We start from the raw sequence: 22,739 nt of genomic DNA, 5'->3' as shown, positions 1-22,739 counted from the left end.
CTGCTTTCTACCCCTCCCAAGACAGCATGCAGATTTAGGAAAGGACCGTTTCATGACTACCGATACATCCATCCGCTGGGGCATCATCGGCCCCGGCCGGATCGCGCAGACTTTTGCCGATGGCATTGCCCATTCCCGCAGCGGCAAGCTGGTGGCCATCGCCAGCCGCAACCCCGGCAAGCCGGGCCTTGGCGACAATTTTCCCGGCGCGCGCATCGTCAATGGCTATGAAGCCCTGCTCGCCGACAAGGACATCGACGCCGTCTATATCGCCACGCCGCATACCGGCCATGCCGAATGGGCGATCAAGGCAATCCGCGCCGGCAAGCATGTGCTCGTCGAAAAGCCGATCGCGCTCTCTGCCTTCGATGCCGAGGCCATCTATTATGCAGCGAAGAAAGCCGGTGTCTTCGCCGGCGAAGCCTTCATGTATCGCGTCCATACGCAGACGGCGAAGCTGATCGAGCTCATCAAGAGCGGTGTGATCGGCGAGCTGCGCATCATCCGCTCCTCCTTCGGCTTCAATATGGGCAAAGTAAATCCGGAACACCGGCTATTTGCCAATGACATGGCCGGCGGCGGCATCCTCGATGTCGGCGGCTATCCGGTCTCCATGGCACGCCTGATCGCTGGTGCGGCCGCCGGCAAGCCGTTTCTCGATCCCGACAAGGTGTCGGGCGTCGGCCATCTCGGCCAGACCGGCGTCGACGAATGGGCTTCCGCCGTCCTGAAATTCCCGAACGAGATCATCGCCGAAGTGTCCTGCTCGATCATGGCGAACCAGGACAACACACTGCGCATCATCGGCTCCGAAGGCCGCATCGAAGTCGCAGACTTCTGGTTCGCCTCCGGCCACAAGGGTGGCGTCGGCAAGATCGAAGTGATCAAGGGCGGCGAGACGAAGACAATCGAAGTCAAGGAAGAGCGCTGGCTCTATTCCTTCGAAGTCGATGCTGCGGGCGATGCCATTCGCGCCGGCAGACAAGAATTCGCCTATCCCGGCATCGGCTGGGCGGATTCGATCGGCAATCTCAGGGTCCTCGACCAATGGCGCGCCTCTATCGGCCTCGAATATAGTGTCGAGAAGGCGGCGCACCGCACGAAGAACATCGCCGGCGCGACCGTGACCAAGGGCAACGGCATCCCGAAGCGCAGCATTCCGGGCATCGCCAAGCCAGCATCGCTCGTCACGCTCGGCTTCGAGTTCTTCCCGAATTTCGCAGCCGCCTCGCTGACGCTCGACGCCTTCTATGAAGCCGGCGGCAATGCCTTCGACACCGCCTATGTCTATGGCGGCGGAAAGACGGAGAGCATCTTCGGTGATTGGCACACCAGCCGCAACGTGCCGCGCGAGGAGATCGTACTGATCGGCAAGGGCGCGCATTCGCCACTGTGCTATCCGGACATGATCGCCAAGCAACTCGACCAGTCGCTCAACCGCCTGAAGACCGACTATGTCGACATCTACTTCATGCACCGCGACAATACCGACGTTCCGGTCGGCGAGTTCGTCGATGCCATGGATGCTGAGGTGAAGGCCGGCCGCATCCGCGGCATCTTCGGCGGCTCGAACTGGACGCGCGCTCGTTTCGACGAAGCGATCGACTATGCCGAGAAGAACGGCAAGAAGGCGCCAGCGGCACTTTCCAACAACTTCTCGCTGGCGGAAATGCTCGACCCGATCTGGGCCGGATGCGTGGCCGCCTCCGACGACGACTGGAAGGCCTGGCTCAATGCCAAGCAGATCCCGAACTTCGCCTGGTCGAGCCAGGGCCGCGGCTTCTTCACCGACCGCGCCGGCCGCGACAAGCGCGATGACGAGGAACTGGTCCGCGTCTGGTATTCCGACCGCAATTTCGGCCGCCGCGACAGGGCGATCGAACTGGCGCAGAAGCTCGGCCGCAGCCCGATCCACATCGCGCTCGCCTATGTCGTCGCCCAGCCCTTCCCCGTCATCCCGCTGATCGGCCCGCGCACGGTCGCGGAGCTGGAAGACAGCCTTTCGGCGCTCGACATCAAGCTGACGCCGGAACAGGTGAAGTGGCTCGAAGGCTGAGATAGGCCCGCCGATTTAAGGCAGCACCAAAATGAAAGGCCCATCTGCTTCTCCAGATGGGCCTTTTGCATGTTGCGCGGTCAATGATCGCCGAGAGGTCAGGCGGCGAAATCGAATGTCTTCGTATCGGCCCCTTCGAGCCGCAGCAGATAGGCCTTGCGCTCGAGACCGCCGGCAAATCCCCTGAGATCACCGGCCGATCCCACCACACGATGGCAGGGGGCGATGATCGAGATCGGGTTACGGCCATTGGCGGCACCGACCGCGCGGATCGCCTTCGCCGCGCCGATCTCCGTTGCGATCTGGCGGTAGCTCCGTGTCTGGCCGAAGGGGATGGCGAGCAGCGCCTGCCACACCTTCCGTTGGAACTCCGTCCCGGCAAAGTCCAGCGGCAGATCGAAGACTTGACGTTTGCCGGCAAAATATTCCAGGAGCTGCCGTTCGGCCTCCAACAGGATTGGATGATTTTCGTCTTCAGCGACGATCGGCAGCGGCACGCGGCCCGGCCGATCATTGTCCCAGAGGATTGCGGCAAGTCTATCATCGCTGCCGACGAGCTTCAAGGCGCCAACCGGCGAGTTGATGATCCGATAGATATAGTGCTTTCCGTCATATCTCGGAGCTTTGGTCATGCCGATATCCTTTCCTTGAAATGCGCTCATGGCATCGGGCGAGATCACCGCTGACGGAACGCTTATGCTCGCATTGGACCTCAAATGATGGCCTCCAGCCACCCGAAAAGAGATTTTGGACGGTGAAATCCAGCAGTTTCGACTCCGTACGCGTCGGTTCAAGCTAAGCGGAGACGGCATGGTCACACTTGGGAAATAGGCTGGAATTGTGTAGAACCAAGGCAGGACAGATCATCAGCATGCGGAGCCTGAGATGACAGTTCGACCGCCGCGCAATTTCAACTCATCCCGGATGAACGAGGCCGGCCTCGGGATTCTCGAATATGAGATGATGTCGGAAAGGGCGAGCTCGCTCGGACGGCACGGCATGAAGGTCGAGGAGGCACTCGCCGCCCTGCAGGAGGGCGAGGCAAAGGGTAGGCAAGGCGCAGAACACGAACGGCTGGTCGACACCGCTGCGGAAGCCGTCTGGGCGATGTTCATTCATCGCGAGATCTGCGGCCTGCGCAACGGCCGCGACGTCATTCAGCGTTACGGCATTCCGAACCAGGTGCTTGCTAGGCTCGGCGCCAGCCCGCGCCATCCCAAGAAAGCATAAGCGCTCCGCAGAAGCGTCAAGCCTTTTTAGGTCATCGTTCCGACGCGATTCCGGACGGAAAACCGCTGCACGCTTTCCTGCAATCGCTCCAGATTTCACGACTTCAATATCGCCGAGAAACGCGGATCGAAAGCATGGCCGATCGGCTCGGCGGCAGCACCGCGTGCGACCGCCCAGGGGTCGGTCATACCGAGCTGCAGGCGCGGAAGCACCCGGCCGGCGTGATCGGCATTGGATGGCAGGAGCGGCTGCATGGCTTCGATCAGCCGCGTTGCCAGGGCCGCCGGCGCTCCGCCGCACAGGATCACCGTCTGCGGGTCGAAGACCGTTTCGATGAGATGCACACTCCAGCGCAGATCGACTGCCGCCTTTTCGATCCAGGCAAGAATATCAGGATCATTCGCTGCGGCACGCTCGTCTATCAGCGCATAAATATCGGGCGCCATCGGGTCGACGCCCAGATGCTCGTAGAGCGAAGCCAGGGACGCGCTATGTTCCACGGTCTTTCCGCCGCCGGCCGACAATAGCGCCATGCCGATTTCGCCGGCATTGCTGCGCGCGCCGCGATAGAGCTCGCCACCAAGTATGAGCCCTGCGCCGATGCCATAACCAACATAAAGGCAGACGGCGTGATCGAGCCCATGCGCCGCGCCGACCATGCGCTCCGCCGTGGCGCAGGCGGCGGCATCATTCTGCAGGGTGACATTGAGGCCGGTGCCCGCGGATAGCGTTTCCAGCAGCGGGAAGCGCTGCCAGGGGCCCATCATCCAGGGATTTTCGGCATCGTCCTGGTCGATACCGAACGGGCCTGGCATTGCAACGCCGAGGCCGACGAGGCGCTTTTCCGCCTGGGCCACGCGCTGCTTCAGCTCGGCGCGCACATCCTCCACGAGCTGCAGGACGACGGGCGTGCCGGTGACGGGCCCGCCGGCCGGCAGGTTCGCTTCCTTGCGGATGAGGACATTGCCGACAAGATCGACCGCGATGGCGCGGGTGATGTGACGGTCGATCTGCAGGCCGATGGCAAAGGCACCTTCCGGCACCAAGCCGTAGGGCGTTGAGGGCTGGCCGCGGCCGCGGCGCACTGTCTCCCTTGATGTGACGAGCCCGTCGTTTTCCAGCTCCTCCATGATGTTGGAGACCGTCTGCTTCGTCAGGCGGGTGGCTCGGGCGAGATCGGCACGCGAGAGCGCGCCGTTCAGCCGCAGCGCGTCGATGATCACCCGCCGGTTATGGGCGCTGGTGCCTTCATGGTTCGTTCCGCTCGTAGCCCTGATCGGGCGCTTATCGTTCATCTCTATTTGCCTCTTGACACCACTACAATATTGAAGAACAAATTAGTCAAGACAATTGACTTAAAAGAAACCACAGAGTTTCGTTGGGGAAGATAAGGAGCGCTGGAGCTCCGAAGACGCTCGGACCAATGCCCGGCAGCAGGCTTTGGCCAATTGCCTGTCCACCAATTGATGGCGACATCGCCGCCGCCATCCCGAAAATCGCGTGACTGTCAAAAACTGGAGGATGGAATGTTGAAATCATTGAACAAGACATTGCTCGGCGCGGCGCTGATCGGCGCATCCTTCGCCTCGCACGCCTTTGCCGAGACGACCATCAATGCCCTCTTCATGGCGCAGGCCGCCTATAGCGAAGCCGATGTCCGCGCCATGACGGATGCCTTCACCAAGGCCAATCCGGACATCAAGGTCAATCTAGAATTCGTTCCTTACGAAGGCCTGCACGACAAGACCGTGCTGGCGCAGGGCTCCGGCGGCGGTTACGACGTCGTGCTGTTCGACGTGATCTGGCCTGCCGAATACGCGACCAACAAGGTTCTGGTCGACGTGTCCTCGCGCATCTCCGACGACACGAAGAAGAGCGTACTCCCCGGCGCCTGGACGACGGTCCAGTATGACGGCAAATATTTCGGCATGCCGTGGATCCTCGACACCAAGTACCTGTTCTACAACAAGGAAATCCTGGAAAAGGCCGGCATCAAGACGCCGCCGAAGACCTGGGACGAGCTGAACGAGCAGGCGAAGACCATCAAGGACAAGGGCCTTCTCGCCACCCCGATCGCCTGGAGCTGGTCGCAGGCCGAAGCCGCGATCTGCGACTACGCCACGCTCGTCAGCGCCTATAAGGGCGACTTCATCAAGGACGGCAAGCCGAATTTCCAGACCGGCGGCGGCCTCGATGCCCTGAAATACATGGTCACCAGCTACAAGTCCGGCCTCACCAATCCGAACTCCAAGGAATTCCTCGAAGAGGACGTCCGCAAGGTCTTCGAAAACGGCGATGCCGCCTTCGCGCTGAACTGGACCTACATGTACAACATGGCCAACGACCCGAAGGACAGCAAGGTCGCGGGTAAGGTCGGCGTCGTGCCGGCGCCGGGCGTTGCCGGCAAGAGCGAGGCTTCAGCCGTCAACGGCTCGATGGGCCTCGGCATCACCTCGGCCAGCAAGCATCCGGACGAAGCCTGGAAATATATCAGCTACATGACCTCGCAGGCGACGCAGAACCAGTATGCCAAGCTCAGCCTGCCGATCTGGGCATCCTCCTATGGTGACCCGGCCGTGACGAAGGGCCAGGAAGAACTGATCGCGGCCGCAAAGGTCGGCCTCGCCGCCATGTATCCGCGTCCGACGACGCCGAAATATCAGGAACTTTCGACAGCGCTTCAGCAGGCGATCCAGGAATCGCTGCTCGGCCAGTCTTCGCCGGAAGACGCGCTGAAGTCGGCTGCCTCCAACAGCGGTCTCTGATAGTCTTATCGGGCGGTGCTAGAGCGGATGATTTTTGGTCTGTTCGACCGAAAGCCGATCATGCTCTAGTTGCCGTCCGCCTCTTGATCCCCATGAAGAATGAAAGAAGGGGCCCGCCATGTCCGGCACCTCGATGACAACTCGCGCCTGGCTTTTGATGCTGCCGCTGCTTGTGGTGATGATCGCGGTCATCGGCTGGCCTCTCGTCGACACGGTCGGCCTTTCTTTCACCGACGCGAAGCTTGTGGGAACCGGCGGCAATTTCGTCGGCATCGACAATTACGCAAAGATGCTGGCGAACCCCAGCTTCCAGCGCACGCTGATCACCACGGCCTGGTTCGCCATCGTCTCCGTCGCCGCCGAGATGGTCCTCGGCGTGCTGGCCGCCCTGCTGCTCAACCAGGATTTCAAGGGCCGCGGCGTGCTGCGCGCGCTGATGATCCTGCCCTGGGCGCTGCCGACGGTGGTCAACGCAACGCTCTGGCGGCTGATCTATAATCCCGAATATGGCGCGCTGAACGCTGCCCTTACCCAGCTTGGCCTGCTTGACGCCTATCGCTCCTGGCTTGGCGAACCGGGCACGGCGCTGACGGCGCTCATCGTCGCCGACTGCTGGAAGAATTTCCCGTTGGTGGCGCTGATCGCGCTAGCAGCACTCCAGGCCGTGCCGCGCGATATCACCGCCGCATCGCTGGTCGATGGCGCGGGACCGTTCACCCGTTTCCGCTTCGTCATCCTTCCCTATCTGGCGGGGCCGCTGATGGTGGCGCTGGTATTGCGTACCATCGAGGCCTTCAAGGTCTTCGACATCATCTGGGTGATGACCCGTGGTGGCCCGGCAAACAGCACGCGCACGCTCTCCATCCTCGTCTATCAGGAAGCCTTCTCCTTCCAGCGAGCGGGGTCGGGCGCATCGCTCGCCCTCATCGTCACGCTATTGGTGACGGTACTTGCCGCCACCTACGCTGCCCTTGTCCGCAAAACCGCGGAGAGTGCCACCTGATGGAACGCAAGAGCCCGCTCTTTACCTGCTTCATCTATGTCTGCGCCATCCTGCTCGCCGTCATCATCCTGGCGCCGATCGCCTGGCTTTTCATCATGAGCATTTCGCCGGCTGCCGATCTTGCCGCCAAGCCGCTGCGCTGGTGGCCGCAGACGGCGGATTTCTCGCGCTACAAGGTGCTGCTGTCGACGCTGGCAAACAGCGAGGGCGCCGCCTTCACCTCATCGCTGCGCAACAGCATCGAAGTGGCCGGCATGGCGACCATCGCCGCCATCGCGCTCGCCATCCCCGCCGGCTGGGCCGTGTCGCGCACGCCGTCCGTCGGATGGTCGCTTTCCATGGTCATCGCCACCTACATGCTGCCGCCGGTGGCGCTCGCCGTGCCGCTCTATATGGGCCTTGCCCATGTCGGCATGCTGAACAACGTCTTCGGCCTGGCGCTCGTCTATCTGACGATCCTGGCGCCGTTCACGACCTGGCTGATGAAATCCGGCTTCGATTCCATTCCAAAGGAGATCGAGGCTGCGGCGATGATCGACGGCGCCGGGCTGTTCCAGACGCTGAAGATCATCACGCTGCCGCTTGCGATGCCCGTGATGGCGACTTCGGCGCTCTTCGCCTTCCTGCTTGCCTGGGATGAATTCTTCTATGCGCTGCTCTTTACCTCAGACCAGCGCGCAAAAACCCTCACCGTCGCCATCGCGGATCTCGCCGGCGGCCGTGTCTCGGATTACGGACTGATCGCCACCGCTGGCGTGCTCGCCGCCCTGCCCCCGGTGCTGATCGGCCTTGTCATGCAACGCGCCCTGATCTCGGGCCTGACCAATGGCGGCGTCAAGGGATGACCATGACCAAAGAGAAAACACTCCCCGCCGGCCTTGCCGCCATCGACCGCGAAATGGCCCGCCAACATGCCGATGCGCTTGCCTCGTTCGAAGCATCCGCCGATATGGCCGCTAGGGCCGCCGCCTCGCTGAAGCGCACGGGCAAGTTGTTATTGCTCGGCATGGGCGGCTCCCATGCCGTGAACCGCGCCGTCGAGCCGCTCTATCGCGCAGCAGGCATCGATGCGATCGCGCTGCCGCTCTCCGAACAGCTCGGCCAGCCGCTGCCGCTGGAGGGGCGCACGATTTTCATGACCTCGCAATCCGGCGAGAGCGCCGAGGTCGTACGCTGGTTCAACGAAACGGGCGGCACCGCCGAGACCTTTGGCCTGACGCTGGAGGGCAGCTCCTTCCTTGCCAAGGCCGCGCCCTCGCTCGTCGGCGCCGGCGGTACAGAGCTTGCCTTTGCGGCAACCCGCAGCCTCACCGTCAGCTTTGCGCTGCATCTGGCGATCTTCGCTGCCCTCGGGCAGGATTCGGCGCATGCTTTGGCGGTGCTGCAGGCTCCTGAGGTGCCCGATATCGAGCCCGCTCTCAGGGCTCTCGCCAATGTCGCGACGGTTGTCACCTCCGGCCGCCGCCTGCAGGGCGTCGCCGAAGCGTTAGCGCTCGGCCTCACCGAACTTTCCCGCCGCCCCTGCTTCTCGCTTGAAGGCGGCCAGTTGCGTCATGGCCCGATGGAGATGCTCGGCCCCTCGATCGGCGTCGTGCTGTTCCGCGGCAACGATGCGACGGCGAGCCTCGTGACGGCCATGGCCGTTTCCGCCGTCGAGACGGGTGCGCCTGTGATCGTCTTCGATGGTTCCGAAGAGGAAGCGGTTCCCGGTTGCGTCACACTGCGCTTCAAGCCGGAAACCGGCCTTGCTGCCATCTTCCAGATGCTGCCCGTCGCCCAGTTGCTGATGATCGCCTTTGCCGACGAGCGGGTGGAGAATGCCGGTACGCCGGTGCGCACCACCAAGATCACGCGGAGCGAGTGAATGAAGCCGCTTGCAGTCATCGGCAATGTCAACATCGACCTGATCCTAGGGCCGGCGACACCATGGCCGAAGGCCGGGACCGAGATCATCGTCGATCATGACGAGCTGCGCGTCGGCGGCCAGGCGGGCAATAGCGCGCTCGCCTGGGAGGGCCTCGGCGTCGATTACGAAATCTCGGCCAATGTCGGCAGCGACCAGTTCGGACGCTGGCTCAGCGAAGCCTTCGGCACGCGCAGCAGCAAATGGCCCGTGAGGCCGGAGGGCACGACGCTCTCCGTCGGCATCACCCATCCCGATGGCGAGCGCACCTTTTTTACCACGCGCGGCCATCTGCCGCGATTCAGCTTCGCCGACGTTCTGGCCGTTCTCGATGGCGACAGGCTCTCCGGCGGCTATGCGTTGCTCTGCGGCGCCTTCCTCACAGACGACCTTACACGCAGCTACGACGCCCTGTTCGACTGGGCCGACGAGCACCGGATTACGATAGCGCTCGACACGGGCTGGCCGCTCGACGGCTGGACTAAGGAGAATTGCGATGCCGCGCGGCGCTGGCTTTGCCGTTGCGGCGTCGCGCTGATGAACGAAGTCGAGACGACGACGCTTGCCGCCATGGACGACCCGGCCCAGGCGGCACGCGCGCTGCACGCGCTGATGCCCGACGGCGCCGTCTTCGTCGTCAAGCGCGGCCCTGATGGTGCGCTTGCCATCGATGCCGGCGGTGATCTCGTTTCGGCCACAGCGCGGCAGGTCACCGTCGTCGACACCATCGGCGCCGGCGATGTCTTCAATGCCGGCTTCCTGGCGGCCGTTGCCCGCAGCGAGCCGATTGCGGCCTGCCTTGCGGCGGGGACCGCGGTCGCTTCCCGCGCCATTTCCACCCTGCCGCGCAGCTACGGCACGGCCAACGCATCCGAGGAGGACGTTCGATGAGCGCGCTCGAAATCCAGAACATCCGCAAGAGCTATGGCGCGCTGGAGACGCTGAAAGGTATCGATATTTCGCTTGAAAGCGGCGAGTTCCTCGTGCTGCTCGGCTCCTCGGGCTGCGGCAAGTCCACGCTTCTGAACATCATCGCCGGGCTTGCCGAGGCGACCAGCGGCGATATCCGCATCGGCGATCGCTCGGTGCTCGGCGTGCATCCGAAGGACCGTGACATCGCCATGGTGTTCCAGTCCTATGCGCTCTATCCGAATCTCTCGGTCCACCGCAACATCGGCTTCGGCCTGGAAATGCGCAAGGTGCCTGCCGCCGAACGTGACAAGGCGGTGCGCGAGGCGGCGAAGCTCTTGCAGATCGAGGCGCTTCTGGAGCGCAAGCCGAGCCAGCTTTCCGGCGGCCAGCGCCAGCGCGTGGCGATCGGCCGGGCGCTGGTGCGCAAGCCGGAGGTCTTCCTGTTCGACGAGCCGCTCTCCAATCTCGATGCCAAGCTGCGCATGGAAATGCGCACCGAGCTGAAGCGCCTGCACCAGATGCTGAAGACCACCGTCGTCTACGTGACGCACGACCAGATCGAGGCCATGACGCTCGCAACCCGTATCGCCGTGATGCGGGACGGCCGCATCGAGCAGCTCGGCAGGCCGGATGAAATCTATAATCATCCGGCAACGCTCTATGTCGCGACCTTCGTCGGCGCACCACCGATGAACCTTTTGAATGCGACCGCCGACCAAGGGTCACTACGCATCGACGGAACCTCGATCACGCTGCCAATGCCGACGGCGAAGGCTGAGATCAAACAAGGGCAGGAGCTGGTGGTTGGTATCCGGCCGGAAACGCTTTACCTCGACGAGCAGGGCCAGCTTGAGGCCGTTTGCGAGGTGGCGGAACTGACAGGCCCGGAACTGATCGTGACGGCGCATACGGGTTCGCAGCGGCTGATGGCCTGCCTGCCGCCGCGCACGACCATTGCCGAGGGACAGACGCTGAAACTCGGCTTCGACGCCAGTGCGCTGCATCTCTTCGACCGCGCCACCGGCCGGCGTTGCCAATGAGCCTACGGCGCTTCAGGGATGGTCGTCCATTCAGAGGCTCAAAGCATCGGACTGGCAACGCGGTGTGCCGTTTGCAATCCGGCGTTCGCGCATCTCGCTCGGCCAACTCGGCGCACGCGTTATCCGGTAGACCGAAGCCGGCGGCAGGTTGAAGAAGGTTCCTCCTATTCTCTCCGACTGCAGGCCGAGGAAATTCAGGACACTTTTCGACACCGGACAACGAGGGCCATAGGTGAATTGATAGAATGCGCCCGTCGGCCCGAGGCAGCGAAATGCGCCTTGCATGATCTTCACGACCACGCCCGTCGGCATGGACAGCACGCCGAGGCCGCTCAGGACGGCGCCGGCGCTGTCCTCCCGCATGTCGGCCGAGGTGGAAAGATCGGCGGCGTTTATCTGCAGCACGCGGGCCGAGGGAAAGCGGTGCTTCAGCAGCACGGCAAAGTCCGGATTGAGCTCGACCAGGGTGAGATTGTGTTCCGCCACGCCGCGGTTGCGCAATGCATTGGTGAAGACGCCCGTGCCGGGGCCGAGCTCGATCACCGATCCGGTCGCAGGCGTAATCTCGCAGGTCATGAGTCTGGCAAGAGCACGGCCCGAGGGCGCGACCGCGGCGGTACGAAGTGGGGCCATGGCCCATTGGCGCAGGAAAAGCAGACTGTCTTTCATGATTACGGTTCATCCCTTGTCGGTTGATTGTTTCCCACAAGGGTCTGGGCGGATCGTCTGACGCCTGCATTGCTTCGAAACGTCATGTTGTCGCAATGTGGCGCGGGCAGGAAGCGCTCCGGAACACACGGCGAAGGGACATGATCGATGCGGCTCCTTGTGGTGGAAGACGAGCCGGAAATGGCGGAGGCCCTGCAGTCGGCGCTGCGCCGGCACGACATGATCGCCGATCACGCCGATGGGCTGGCGGTTGCCATGGAAATGATCCTTGCCGGCTCCTACGATGCGATCATCCTTGACCGCGGCCTTCCCGATGGCGACGGCCTGTCGCTGATCCCGAAGATAAGGCAACACAGGGCGAACATTCCCGTGATCGTATTGACGGCGCGAGGGCGGCTTGCCGAGCGCGTCACCGGTCTCGACAGCGGCGCCGACGACTACCTGGCCAAGCCATTCGCTTTCGAGGAGCTGCTGGCGCGGCTGCGCGCCGTAATGCGCCGGCCCGATCATATCAGCCCGATGTCCGTCAAGCTCGGCCGCCTCTCTCTCGATCTGGATCATCGCGAGGCAAGGGTGGAAGACATGCGCTTCGATCTGCCGAGGCGCGAGCTTCTCGTGCTCGAAGCGCTGATGCGGCGCGCCGGCCGGATGGTGCCGCGTGAGATCCTGATGGAATCGGTCTTTGGCATGAGCGACGAGGTTCAGTCCAATACGCTCGACAGCCATATCTCGCGGCTGCGGCGCAAACTTGCCGATGCGGATGCGGGCGTCACCATCAACGGCGTGCGCGGCGTCGGCTACATGCTGATGGAGCAGATATGAAGGAGGCGACCGGCCGCTCGCTCAAATGGCAACTGATCCGGCGACTGCTCATTCTCCAGAGCCTGATCCTCTTTCTCGTTCTCGGAATCATGTTTTTCAGAGGCGATCTCTTCGCCTTCCGTTCGATGGATCGAACCATAGAAGCCCTCCGGCACGCCGTGCAGCGCGATGCCGCCGGTACATTGCAGCTTCGCGACACGCCGGAGCTGATGGCGCTGAGATCAGCCGAACCCGCCCTCTGGTTCATCATACGCGATACCCAGGGGATGCAGATCTCCGAAGGACCTGTGCCCGCGATCTTCAATCGCATCAGCGAAGTGCTGCCCGGCATCGGCCAGGCCCGCTTCGGATCGACGGTCGACCGCGCCGCCATGGACCGGCCGGAGGCCCGCATGCGGACGGTCTACACTCCGGCGGGCGAGATGCAGATCCTGACGGGAACGGAAGGCAGGGCACCGCTGACGATGGTGGCGCTCGGCCTTCTGCTCGTCTTCCTCAAGATCGGTCTGCCGATCATGATCGTCATCGTCCTCGGCATCCTGGTCGCGACACCCCTCGTCGTGCGCGGCGCGGTGGCCGGGATCGCGAAAGCGGAGGAGCAGGCGGCCCTCATCGATATCGGCCAGCGCGGCGTCCGTCTGGAAACCGAGGGCACGCCGCCTGAGATCGCATCGCTCATTCGCGCCGTCAACGAAGCCCTTAGTCGGCTTGATGACGGCTGCGAACGGCATCAGCGATTCCTGGCGGATGCCGCGCATGAGCTTAGGACTCCGATCGCCATTCTCGGCATCCGTATCGCCGCGCTACCGCCGACGCCGGAGCGACTGCAGCTGATTGCCGACGTTGCGCGGCTGACGACCCTGACCGAGCAATTGCTGGATATCGAGCGGCTCGGTCGGGATATTGCCGATTTCAAACCCGTGTCGCTGCTGGAGCTCGGCAAGCGCGTGGTGAGCGACATGGCGCCGCTGGCCTTTCCGGCCGGCTATGCGCTTGACCTGATCCATCAAGGGCCTGACAGCCTTGTTCAAGGCGACGAAGCGGCACTCGGGCGAGCGCTGGCAAGCCTCATCCAGAACGCCATCGATCACGGCGGCGGCCGCGGGACGATCAATGTTCACATCGCGCCAGGCATCATGGAAGTGTGCGACGACGGGCCTGGCATCCCGCCATTGGAGCGTGACCGCATCTTCGAACCCTTCTACCGGTTGAAGCCGCGCTCGCGCGGAACCGGCTTGGGACTTCATCTCGTCAGGCAGATCGCCGAGCTGCATGGCGGCAATGTCAGAGCCGGCGCCAGCCGGACGGGCGGTGCGCGATTGACCATAAATCTGACTTCGGCCGGCCTTACGATTTCGTCGGCAAAGGCGGGTTAGGGCGCATATCTCCAACCCCTTCCGCAATCTGCGGTTATCCCGGATAATTTTGGTGTCCGTAATGTTACCGCAAGGCAGCACACCGAACCTGACGATCGAAACGATCATCGGGAAAGAACCGTGCTTCAACGACTTCAACGCAATGCGCGATGGCCCTTCCTCGGGCTGCAGCTCAGCAACGTGGCTCTCAATTTCAGCCATGCCTTCGCGGCCGTGCTTTATCCCTGGATCATGTACGACCTGACCGGCAGCGTGGTGTTCATGGCGCTGACGGTGTTCATCAACGGCATCGTGCTTCTGGTCGGCATGGTCTTCGGCGGCTATGTGGCCGAGCTGCTCGGCGTCCGCTATACGGCGCTCATCTCCGCCAAGGTCGGAGCGCTGACGTCATTGCTGATTGCCGCACTCTATACCGCCGATTTCCTCAGCCCGGGTATGCTCATCCTTTTTGGCCTTCTGAGCGTCATCCTCGATGGCCCGGCGACGGTTGCCACCGAGGCGAAAGTTCCGGAAATCGCCCGGCTTTCGGGGCTGTCGCTTACGGATGCCAATTCCGTCGACGATACGATCGACGGTTTTGTCCTTCTTACGGCGTCGGCGGGCAGCGCCTTCATCATTGCGGCCATAGGCTCGAAGGACGCTGCCTGGTGGATCGCGATCTGCAACTTCGCCGCCATGACGCTTTTGTCCCTAAGCCTGCCGAAATTCCGGCTGCGGCCGGCACCGCGCTTCCGGGACATCATCGTTGCGGTCAGGCAGTTTCGCGGTTCGGCCGTGTCGCTGCCGCTTGCCCTCTGCGCCAGCGCAGCACTCGGCTATTTCATGACGCTGCAGATTTTCCTGGTGCCGGCCGCCTTGCGGCTGCAGGGCGTATCCGTGGCCTGGCTCGGCATTTTTCTCGCAGCATCGGCGACGGGCACGATCATGATGAACCTGTATCTGGCCTCGCGGCAGAGCACGCCCATGCCTTCCTCTATCGCCGCCGGAGCTTTTCTCGGGCTGGCGCTGGCAACGGCGCTGATGTGGGTCGAGGTCTCGCCATTGACCATGATGCTCGCCGGTCTTGTTGCAGGGTTGGCGAATGGCTGGCTCTCGCCCGCCTTCGCCGCGGTCCTTCAAGTCAAGACGTCTCGCGGCAACCGGCCCTATGTCATGGGGCTCTCCTATTCCGTCGTTCTGTTGTTTCTGCCGCTCGAATATATGCTGACCGGTGCCTCGATCGGCCTCACCTCATTCCGCACGACCTGCACCCTTCTGGTGTTCCTGCTATCGCTGGCGGCTGCGGTCAGCTCCGCATGGCTGGAAGCCATCGAGAACGATTAGCCAGGACGGAGGCGAATACAGCCGACGATGCGAGAGACACCCATTGCGCGCAATGATGCCATCCAGCATTTGCGGTCGACCGGGGCAACAGCGTCATCCTTAAAATATGGTTAAAAAATTCTGTTCAACTGTATAAAAATACTCGATAATTTTTCAATATTTTCAAATTCCGCAATGTAGCCGCAACTCTCGCAGGCAAAATGATCTCCATCTCCTGACACCGATCCGCTCCCAAGACGGACGGCCCCGGAGAGCAGCAGGAACCGGTTTCCGGTTCTCCAACGCAAACAGAGACCTTATGGGCGCCGGGGGATGGTGCATGGGTTTCGTATGGAGTTTACCAATGTCGCTCAGTGCAAAATCGATTGTCTTCGCGGCTCTGGCCGCTACAGCCGCGACCACCGCATCCGCCGCCGATTACACGAACTATCAGGCTCCGGACAACAGCTACGAACGGCCGCCGGCCTTCCAATGGAGTGGCGCATATTTCGGCGCGCATGGGGGCATCGCCTCGCCGAAGCTGAACCCGTTTTCCAGCGGCAAAGGCTTCGCCGCCGGTGTCCAGGCCGGTTACAATTTTCAGGTCGGCCCTGGCATCGTCGGCGCGGAACTGGAAGGTTCCTACCTCGGCAACAACGAAGTACGCGTGCCGAACGGCCGTCTGGAAGAGCGCTTCCGCGGTGCCGCCAAGGCCAAGGCCGGCCTGACTTTCGACCGCACCTTCGTTTACGGGACGGCGGGTCTGACGATGACCAAATTCGAAGGCGGAAAGGGCATTTCCGGCCCGAGCGGCTGGAAGCAGGGCTATCTGCTCGGCGCCGGCGTCGAACAAGGCTTCGGCGGCGGCCTGTCTGCCAAGATCGAATACAACTACGTCACGACCAACGATGTGACGACGTATTCGGCAGGCGGCAAATCGAAGACCGATGTTCATGACCATGTGATCAAGGCCGGCCTGAACTATCGCTTCTGACCGGACGAATTTCGCAAACGTCGGCGCGCCTTTCAAGCAAGAACGCGCCAGACGGGGAGCGGCGACAGCTGGCTGATCACACCCCGAGTCAGCCCTCTCGCCGCTCTCACTCTCGAGACGACAGCATAGTGATGGATGCCATGACGAGCCGTGTCACGAAAATAACGATCGTCCTGGCGCTGATTGCGCTGGGCGTTGCAGGCGTCTTGATCACGTCCGCCGGCCGTGACGCCGCGCAAAGAGAACAGGCGCCCACAGCCAAGACGATTGAAGTCGCGGCCATGGAGGTGACGAAAGTTCGCCGGCAAACCTACAAGCGGGATATTCGCATCAACGGTTTCATTCAGCCTGCCCGGCGTGTGACGCTGACGGCGAGATTGTCCGGCACGCTGGCCGGCGTCGAGGCCGATGTCGGAACAAACGTTCGCGCCGGTGTTGTCATCGCGCGCTTCAACACGGAAACCCTGACGCTTTCCCTGAACAAGCTGGTGGCGAACACCGAAGCCAAGGCCGCGACGCTCTTGCGGGCACAGAAGGATCTGGAGCGCACGCGCAGCCTCGCCGCCACCGGCGGTGTCGCGCAGGCGAAGCTCATCGAGGCCGAGACCGACGTCGCCGTGCAGAAAGCCGAATTGCGCGCCCTGCAGGCCGAGGAGGCAGAGGCGCGGCGCGCGCTTGACGACGCGGCCGTGACCGCCCCCTTCGACGGCATCGTCAACTCCCGAAAGGTCAATCCCGGCCAGGCCGTATCGATCAATACCGAACTATTCGAGATTGTCGATATCGCGCAGCTGGACCTGGTCGCCCTCATTCCGCCGCAGGAAAGCGCCGGGCTCTCCATCGGGCAGACGACCTCCGTCGAGATCGAGGGATTACCGAACAAGCCTCTCTCGGCCCGGCTCGACAGAATCAGCCCGGCAACCCTCGACACCTCGCGTTCGCTGCAGGTCTATCTCAGGCTCGATCACCCTGTGCCCGGCCTTCGTGGCGGCATGTTCGGCCACGGCTCCCTGCAGATCAAGAAGCGCGAGAATATTCTCGCCGTTCCCGCCGGCGCGATCGCCAGGGACGCGGGAGAAAGCTTCGTCCGAACAATCGTCGATGGCGCCGTCCGGCGGCAGCCGGTGGTTCTCGGCACTTCCGAAGTCGGAGAGGATCTCGTCGAGATCCGCGACGGGCTGAGCGAAGGCGATATCGTCATAACCGTGCCGCTCAAGAACGTTTCCAACGGCTCCCCGGTGAAAATCGCGGAGCGCTGAAGGTCGCACATGCTTCTAGCCCGTATTTCCATTCAGCAGCCCGTTTTTGCCACGATGGTCATGGTTGCCATCGTCGTGCTGGGCATCACAGCCTGGTCGCGCCTGCCCGTGGACCTGCTCCCCTCGATAGATTTGCCGACTGTGGTTGTCTCCACCAACTTCGACGGCGCGTCGGCGCTTGCCGTCGAGCAGCAGGTGAGCCGCCCCATCGAGGAAAGCATAGGCGCGATCGCCGGCGTTAAGAAAGTCACCTCACGATCGTCGACGGGCAATTCGCTTGTTATCGCGGAATTCACGCTCGAAACGCCATCGAGAGCAGCGGCGGACGAGGTGCGCGACCGCATATCGCGGCTGCAGGACGCGCTTCCAGACGGCGCGGATCGTCCGGTCGTCACGCGCTTCAATCCGCAGGATGCGCCGATCATGTCGCTCGCCGCCTTCTCCGCGGATGCGCCTCTCAGCCGGATGACGAAGATCGCCGACACAACCATCGTGCCGCGGCTGCGCCGCGTGCCCGGCGTCGGCCAGGTGACGCTGGTCGGCGGCAGTGAGGATCAGGTACGAATTCAGCCCGATCCTGCCAGACTCCAATCCTTCGGCATCGCGGTCCCAACCGTGATCGAGGCCATCGAGCGGGCTACGCGCGACAGCGCCATCGGCTCCATCATCTCATCGGCGCGCGAGCGCAGCGTCACCGTCAGCGTCCAGCCGGGCAAGGTCGGGGACTTTGCCGACATCGTCCTCGCCCGCGATAGTGCCGGCCGCACCATCCGGCTCTCGGAAGTCGCCGAGGTGATAGAGGCGGGCGCAGATCCGAAGAGCCGCGCCTGGTTCAACGGCAAGCCTGCGCTCGGCCTCGACATCAACAAGCTGGAGGGTGCAAACACCGTCGAGGTCGCAAAGGGCATCGAGCGGGAACTGACGCGCCTCAGAAAAGACGACGCGCTGAAGGACATCGGCATCGTCGTATCGCAGGATAGTTCGCGAACGATCGTCGGGCAGATCGGCGACGTGCAGAGAACGATCATCGAGGGCGGTGCGCTGACGATCGTCATCGTTCTGCTGTTTCTGAATTCCTGGCGCTCGACCGTCATTACGGCGCTCACATTGCCGGTCGCGGTCATCGGCACCTTTGCCGCCATGGCCGTCATGGGCTTCAGCCTCAATCTTATGACCATGCTGGCGCTGTCGATCTGCATCGGCATCCTGATCGACGACGCAATCGTCGTGCGCGAAAACATCAGCCGTCATGCGGCCATGGGCAAGGATCGCAGGCTTGCGGCCCTGGATGGCACGTCGGAGATCGGTCTTGCGGTGCTCGCCACCACACTTTCCATCGTTGCCGTCTTCCTCCCCGTGGCATTCATGGGCGGCATTATCGGCCGATTCTTCCTTCAGTTCGGCCTTACTGTGTCCGTGGCCGTGCTGATTTCGCTTTTCGTTTCCTTCACGCTCGATCCGATGCTTTCAAGCGTCTGGGCGGATCGACCGGCGTCGGGAAGAAGAGGACGCCTTCAAGCGATGCTCGACCGTTTCGACCATGGCTTCGAGAGAATCGCGCAGCGCTATGGCCGGATGGTCGGCTGGTGCCTTGCTCATCGTGCCGTCACGTTCTTCTGCGTTCTGGCACTGTTTGCCGGAAGTCTTTGTCTTATCCCGAGGATCGACACGGAATTCGTGCCGAAATCGGATCAGGGCATGGTCTCCGTGAGCCTCACTCTCCCGGAGGGATCATCGGTCGAATATACCGCCGCCAAGATCAGGCAGGCCGAAGCTATCCTGCGGCAGTTTCCGGATATCCAGGACCTGTACTCGACCGTGAACAGCGGTGATGCCGCCAATACCAATGAGGCAAGAATCACCGCCTCCATGGTGCCGTCGGACAAGAGAACAATGAGTTCCGTCACGATCGCGCCGAAGCTGCGCGAAGCGTTGAGCCCTGTCGCAGCGGTCAAGGTGGAGGTCGGACAACCCGGAGACGGCACAGGCTCAGGGTCGAAAACGATCCAGATATCGATCCAGGGCGGCGATCTGAACGTCCTCGAGCGCCTGTCGCAAGACATGAAGGCCAGACTCGGCACGATCGGCGGGCTCATAGACCTCGAATCCTCCGCAGACAAGAAACGTCCCATGCTGATGATCCGGCTTCGCGCCGTGGAGGCGGCCGATCTTGGGATTTCGACCGCAACGATCGAGAACAATCTTCGCCCGCTGATCGCAGGGGAAAAACTGACGAGCTGGGCCTATGGCGGCGCCGAATCCCGCTACGTCGCCATTCGATTGCCAGAAGCGGGCCGCCAGACGATCGACGATCTCGAACAAATCCCTATTCCTGTCGAGCGAGCCGGCGCAACCGGCCCCGCAGCGACGGTGCCGCTGGCGCAGGTGGCTGACATCACCGAGACCCTGGCGCCGCAGACGATCATCCGCCGCGACGGCGACCGCGAGGTTCGCCTTTCCGCCAATCTGAACGGCCAGCCCCTTGGCGTCGTCGTCCGCGATATCCAGACGGTGATCGGCTCCATGAATTTGCCGGCTGGCTATCGCATCGCCATCGGCGGCGAGGCGGACGACATGATGGAAAGCTTCGGCTACGCGGTGCAAGCCCTGATGCTGGCCATCGTCTTCATCTACCTCATCCTTGCCTCGCAATTCGGCTCCTTCGTTCAGCCGGTCGCCATCATGACCAGCCTGCCCCTCTCGGTCAGCGGCGTGCTGGCCGGTCTTCTTTTGACCGGCTCGACGATCAACATCTTCTCGGTGATCGGCTTCATCATGCTGATGGGCCTGGTGACGAAGAACGCCATCCTGCTCGTGGATCACGCCAACAAGCGCCGCAAGGAGGGCGCCAGCATGAAGCAGAGCCTGATCGACGCCGGCACCGTCCGGTTCCGCCCGATCGTCATGACCACCTCGGCGATGATCATCGGCATGATACCGCTGGCGCTCGGGCTTGGCGAAGGCGGAGAGGAACGCGCATCGATGGCCCATGCTGTGATCGGCGGCCTGCTCTCCTCAACGGCGCTGACGCTCGTCTTCGTGCCGGTCGCCTTGTCGTTGATCGAAAGCTGCCGGACAATGCTGAGAAAGCAACAGGACCAACCGACAGCCGATCAGATAAAGGACGCGGCGGAATGACGAAACAAGTACCGTGGTTCCGCGTCAAAACCTATGGCTACGGAGCCGGTCTGCCTTGTCACTGGCAAGGCTGGGCCGCCGTTGCGATCTATGCACTCGCGCTGGCCGCAGCCATCAGCGTCGTCGCACCCTTTGCCGACAGTCATCCCTTCGCCTATGCGCTGGCAATCGGCATTCCGACGGCCCTTTTGATTTTCGTTGTCTGGTGGAAAAGCGATGCCCCATGGCGGTGGCGATGGGGCGAAACCGATGACAAGGAGCAGGGCTGACGTTCCGGTGGAAATCGGAGTACCCTTGCGATCAGAAGCGTGTCGAGCCTGGAAAGCAAGTCCTTGAAGAGGGCATCGCATGTCCTTCGGCCGGCCGAGCCCGGTATATTCCGCTCTTCGCCGGCGAGGCGCGCAAACACGATCCTGCGATCTCCCTTGACCGCCCAGCCGACGAACCAGCCATACATCCTGTTACGATCGCGGCGTGCCCCGGCTTTCGATGCCGGCATGGCGCCGGTCTTGCCAAAGATATGAGCCTGACGGCTACACTCCTTAGTCGGCTATCTTCGTCGTCATATCATAGGCGTGTTCACTGACATCAAACTCCCGGCGGACCAGCTTTCGCAGGAAAGCGAGCTGCTCGACCGGCGAGATCTTCAGCGATGAGCCTGGCTAGGTATACGCCAGGCCATCATGCCTGCCGGGATTGCCGGAGACGTCGCGATTGCCGTAATTGAATTGCCGGACATAGGCCTGGAATTTCGCGGCGCCCGGCGCCTCCGTGAAACGCTGAGAATACCAGACGATGGTTTTCTCCATCCAGAGGCGCGGCATCGCCTTGTCCTCCCATATCGTCGCCCAATCGGAATAACCTTTGACATAGGGCCGATCCATTCATCTCGCCACCAGATAGGAGACGGCGACACGCGTGGTGATGACATTCATGCCTGATACGATCGGCACTCCGCCATTTGTGCTCGCCGAGCGCAACCTGGCCTCGGTGGAAGCATAGGGAAACACGGTCGCGGCAGGCTGGTCTTCGATCGCGATGATCGGCCCGAGTCTGAGGCCCGAAGCCTGTGCGACGGAGCGGGCGCTCTTCCCTGCCGCGGTAACGGCGATCTTGCGCGCCTCGTCGACTGCACCGGCCACATCATCGACCATGAATTCCACCGAGCCGCCCTCGTTGACGCCGCTTTTCAAGGCGACGTCGAGGACATTGCCGACCTCCGACACCTTGCGGATGCGCACCATCAGCGTATTGCGGGCATCATAGCCGGTAATGGCGGAGGATGGGGGAGTCCCATCCGGCTTCGCCGTGAAGTCGAAGCGCGGCGAGATCTGAAAATCCGCGCTTTGCATGTCGTCCCTGGCGATACCCGAGGACACAAGCGAGGCGATGAGGTTGCGGGTCGCCTCCGTAGACGTCGCAACCGCCTCGCTCGCTTCTGCCGCCTGGCGCAATACCGTCAAGCGGAGGACAGCAAGGTCCGGACTGCGAAGCACCTGCCCTTCGCCGACGACCCGGATAAGGCCTGCACCCTCTGCTATTTTCTGCTCGGCTCGCACCGAAGCGGCCAGCGTCACGGAAAGGGTCGCGATGGCGACCGCGATCATGGAAATACGTTTCATGTCCGAAAGTCCTGTCGCTGGAGGGATAGAGGGTTCCGCCTATTCGCATTCGAGCGACGGTTGCCGGAAGCTGGTCACGTACCAATCTGAACCGGAACCCCGGGTATAGAAGGTGTAGAAGCACTCCGTGTGCTCGACATAGCCCGGCGTCTCCGTCATCTCATAGCGGCTGCCCCGGCGCGTTTCCTTGACTACGCCGCTGGTTTGGCCGGGCACCACCTGTGTTTTCTGCTTGCGCCATTGATAGGCACGCTCGCCGGGACGCAGATCGTAGACGTTATCGGGCGGGCCATAGTCGAGCATGACACTGCTGATCGGCGCTCCGATATAGCTTTTCATAACTTGCGAGGCACAGGCCGAGACTATCAGCAGTATCGTCAGAACAGCAGCGCCGACCGGGAGCCGCTTCATGCTAATGGCAGACATCAAGAACGTCCTTCTGCAACTGGAGGGAGATCACAGGCAGGGGGTACGTTGCCAGGATTACGGCAGCATTGCGCATCGCGGCATCAGCCGCTTTTTGTCGAGCGGCCGAGAATCTGGCGAATGCCATCCTTTCTGAAGGGCTGTGCAAGCTGGCCCAGGAAGCTCTTCGCGATCTGGCCGCGAATGCCGATGTCGGTCGAAGATGGGCGGCCGGGATTGAAA

General features: G+C 62.4%; 22 protein-coding genes (1 of these 22 cut by a window edge). 15 read left to right on the top strand and 7 right to left on the bottom strand.

The window, feature by feature from the left end; all coding sequences use genetic code 11:
• The first annotated feature begins 52 nt into the window (after positions 1 to 52).
• Positions 53 to 2,056 (top strand): aldo/keto reductase, encoded by a 2,004-nt coding sequence (locus RHSP_RS29485; RefSeq protein WP_004127656.1) that lies wholly within the window; start codon positions 53 to 55, stop codon positions 2,054 to 2,056.
• A 98-nt stretch (positions 2,057 to 2,154) separates the two neighbouring features.
• On the opposite strand, the gene RHSP_RS29480 is transcribed toward RHSP_RS29485, so the two are convergent.
• Positions 2,155 to 2,688, bottom strand: coding sequence for a methylated-DNA--[protein]-cysteine S-methyltransferase (locus RHSP_RS29480; RefSeq protein ID WP_004127654.1), 534 nt, complete (start codon positions 2,686 to 2,688; stop codon positions 2,155 to 2,157).
• A 253-nt stretch (positions 2,689 to 2,941) separates the two neighbouring features.
• On the opposite strand from RHSP_RS29480, the gene RHSP_RS29475 reads away from it, so the two are divergent.
• Positions 2,942 to 3,286, top strand: coding sequence for a DUF6665 family protein (locus tag RHSP_RS29475; protein WP_004127652.1), 345 nt, complete (start codon positions 2,942 to 2,944; stop codon positions 3,284 to 3,286).
• A 95-nt stretch (positions 3,287 to 3,381) separates the two neighbouring features.
• Here RHSP_RS29475 and RHSP_RS29470 read toward each other — a convergent pair whose 3' ends face one another.
• Positions 3,382 to 4,581: an ROK family transcriptional regulator gene (locus RHSP_RS29470; protein ID WP_004127650.1), complete on the bottom strand. Its 1,200-nt coding sequence runs from the start codon at positions 4,579 to 4,581 to the stop codon at positions 3,382 to 3,384.
• Between the two features lie 231 nt (positions 4,582 to 4,812).
• Between RHSP_RS29470 and RHSP_RS29465 the strand changes: the two genes are divergently transcribed.
• The 6 genes from RHSP_RS29465 to RHSP_RS29440 all read left to right on the top strand — a co-directional run bounded on the left by RHSP_RS29465 (position 4,813) and on the right by RHSP_RS29440 (position 10,909).
• The gene (locus RHSP_RS29465; protein WP_037155204.1) at positions 4,813 to 6,051 is read left to right on the top strand and encodes an extracellular solute-binding protein; all 1,239 of its coding nucleotides are present in this window, start codon (positions 4,813 to 4,815) and stop codon (positions 6,049 to 6,051) included.
• 118 nt (positions 6,052 to 6,169) lie between these two features.
• The gene (locus RHSP_RS29460; RefSeq protein WP_004127647.1) at positions 6,170 to 7,054 is read left to right on the top strand and encodes a carbohydrate ABC transporter permease; all 885 of its coding nucleotides are present in this window, start codon (positions 6,170 to 6,172) and stop codon (positions 7,052 to 7,054) included.
• Positions 7,054 to 7,899, top strand: a complete 846-nt coding sequence (locus RHSP_RS29455) for a carbohydrate ABC transporter permease (protein WP_004127645.1) — start codon at positions 7,054 to 7,056, stop codon at positions 7,897 to 7,899. Before RHSP_RS29460 ends, RHSP_RS29455 begins: the two co-directional genes overlap by 1 nt.
• Positions 7,896 to 8,918: an SIS domain-containing protein gene (locus RHSP_RS29450; protein WP_037155199.1), complete on the top strand. Its 1,023-nt coding sequence runs from the start codon at positions 7,896 to 7,898 to the stop codon at positions 8,916 to 8,918. Before RHSP_RS29455 ends, RHSP_RS29450 begins: the two co-directional genes overlap by 4 nt.
• Entirely contained in the window at positions 8,919 to 9,848 is a 930-nt protein-coding gene (locus RHSP_RS29445) for a PfkB family carbohydrate kinase (RefSeq protein WP_004127638.1), read from the top strand.
• Positions 9,845 to 10,909 carry an ABC transporter ATP-binding protein gene (locus tag RHSP_RS29440; RefSeq protein WP_004127637.1) on the top strand — a complete coding sequence of 355 codons (1,065 nt, stop codon included), beginning with the start codon at positions 9,845 to 9,847 and terminating at the stop codon, positions 10,907 to 10,909. Before RHSP_RS29445 ends, RHSP_RS29440 begins: the two co-directional genes overlap by 4 nt.
• A 30-nt stretch (positions 10,910 to 10,939) precedes the next feature.
• Here RHSP_RS29440 and RHSP_RS29435 read toward each other — a convergent pair whose 3' ends face one another.
• Positions 10,940 to 11,578, bottom strand: a complete 639-nt coding sequence (locus RHSP_RS29435) for a class I SAM-dependent methyltransferase (protein WP_004127635.1) — start codon at positions 11,576 to 11,578, stop codon at positions 10,940 to 10,942.
• Positions 11,579 to 11,725: 147 nt separating this feature from the next.
• Between RHSP_RS29435 and RHSP_RS29430 the strand changes: the two genes are divergently transcribed.
• The 7 genes from RHSP_RS29430 to RHSP_RS29400 all read left to right on the top strand — a co-directional run bounded on the left by RHSP_RS29430 (position 11,726) and on the right by RHSP_RS29400 (position 20,738).
• A complete protein-coding gene (locus RHSP_RS29430; RefSeq protein WP_004127633.1) occupies positions 11,726 to 12,400 on the top strand; it encodes a response regulator transcription factor in 675 nt (224 codons plus the stop codon).
• Entirely contained in the window at positions 12,397 to 13,776 is a 1,380-nt protein-coding gene (locus RHSP_RS29425) for a sensor histidine kinase (protein ID WP_004127630.1), read from the top strand. Before RHSP_RS29430 ends, RHSP_RS29425 begins: the two co-directional genes overlap by 4 nt.
• 120 nt (positions 13,777 to 13,896) lie before the next feature.
• A complete protein-coding gene (locus tag RHSP_RS29420; protein WP_037155196.1) occupies positions 13,897 to 15,099 on the top strand; it encodes an MFS transporter in 1,203 nt (400 codons plus the stop codon).
• 343 nt (positions 15,100 to 15,442) lie between these two features.
• A complete protein-coding gene (locus RHSP_RS29415) occupies positions 15,443 to 16,072 on the top strand; it encodes an outer membrane protein (RefSeq protein ID WP_004127625.1) in 630 nt (209 codons plus the stop codon).
• 140 nt (positions 16,073 to 16,212) lie between these two features.
• On the top strand, positions 16,213 to 17,331 hold the full coding sequence (locus RHSP_RS29410) for an efflux RND transporter periplasmic adaptor subunit (RefSeq protein ID WP_157385464.1): 1,119 nt from the start codon (positions 16,213 to 16,215) through the stop codon (positions 17,329 to 17,331).
• A 9-nt stretch (positions 17,332 to 17,340) separates the two neighbouring features.
• Entirely contained in the window at positions 17,341 to 20,469 is a 3,129-nt protein-coding gene (locus RHSP_RS29405; RefSeq protein ID WP_004127618.1) for an efflux RND transporter permease subunit, read from the top strand.
• Positions 20,466 to 20,738 (top strand): hypothetical protein, encoded by a 273-nt coding sequence (locus RHSP_RS29400; RefSeq protein ID WP_004127616.1) that lies wholly within the window; start codon positions 20,466 to 20,468, stop codon positions 20,736 to 20,738. The genes RHSP_RS29405 and RHSP_RS29400 overlap by 4 nt, the downstream gene beginning before the upstream one ends.
• Before the next feature lie 393 nt (positions 20,739 to 21,131).
• Here RHSP_RS29400 and RHSP_RS33225 read toward each other — a convergent pair whose 3' ends face one another.
• The 4 genes from RHSP_RS33225 to olsE all read right to left on the bottom strand — a co-directional run.
• Positions 21,132 to 21,353, bottom strand: a complete 222-nt coding sequence (locus RHSP_RS33225; protein WP_004127614.1) for a penicillin-binding transpeptidase domain-containing protein — start codon at positions 21,351 to 21,353, stop codon at positions 21,132 to 21,134.
• Positions 21,354 to 22,091 carry an SIMPL domain-containing protein gene (locus tag RHSP_RS29390; protein ID WP_004127612.1) on the bottom strand — a complete coding sequence of 246 codons (738 nt, stop codon included), beginning with the start codon at positions 22,089 to 22,091 and terminating at the stop codon, positions 21,354 to 21,356. It lies immediately after the preceding gene.
• A 39-nt stretch (positions 22,092 to 22,130) separates the two neighbouring features.
• The gene (locus RHSP_RS29385; protein WP_004127610.1) at positions 22,131 to 22,517 is read right to left on the bottom strand and encodes a hypothetical protein; all 387 of its coding nucleotides are present in this window, start codon (positions 22,515 to 22,517) and stop codon (positions 22,131 to 22,133) included.
• Between the two features lie 83 nt (positions 22,518 to 22,600).
• Positions 22,601 to 22,739, bottom strand: partial view of an ornithine lipid hydroxylase OlsE gene (olsE, locus tag RHSP_RS29380; RefSeq protein ID WP_004127607.1) — the end only. 758 nt of this gene lie beyond the right edge of the window; only the last 139 of its 897 coding nucleotides appear in the window; its start codon lies beyond the right edge, outside the window; its stop codon occupies positions 22,601 to 22,603.

Source organism: Rhizobium freirei PRF 81 (genome assembly GCF_000359745.1).
In the GTDB taxonomy this organism is placed as follows: Bacteria; Pseudomonadota; Alphaproteobacteria; order Rhizobiales; family Rhizobiaceae; genus Rhizobium; species Rhizobium freirei.
The sequence above is the reverse complement of the archived record's forward strand: the minus strand, read 5'-3'. Positions and strand labels throughout refer to the sequence as shown.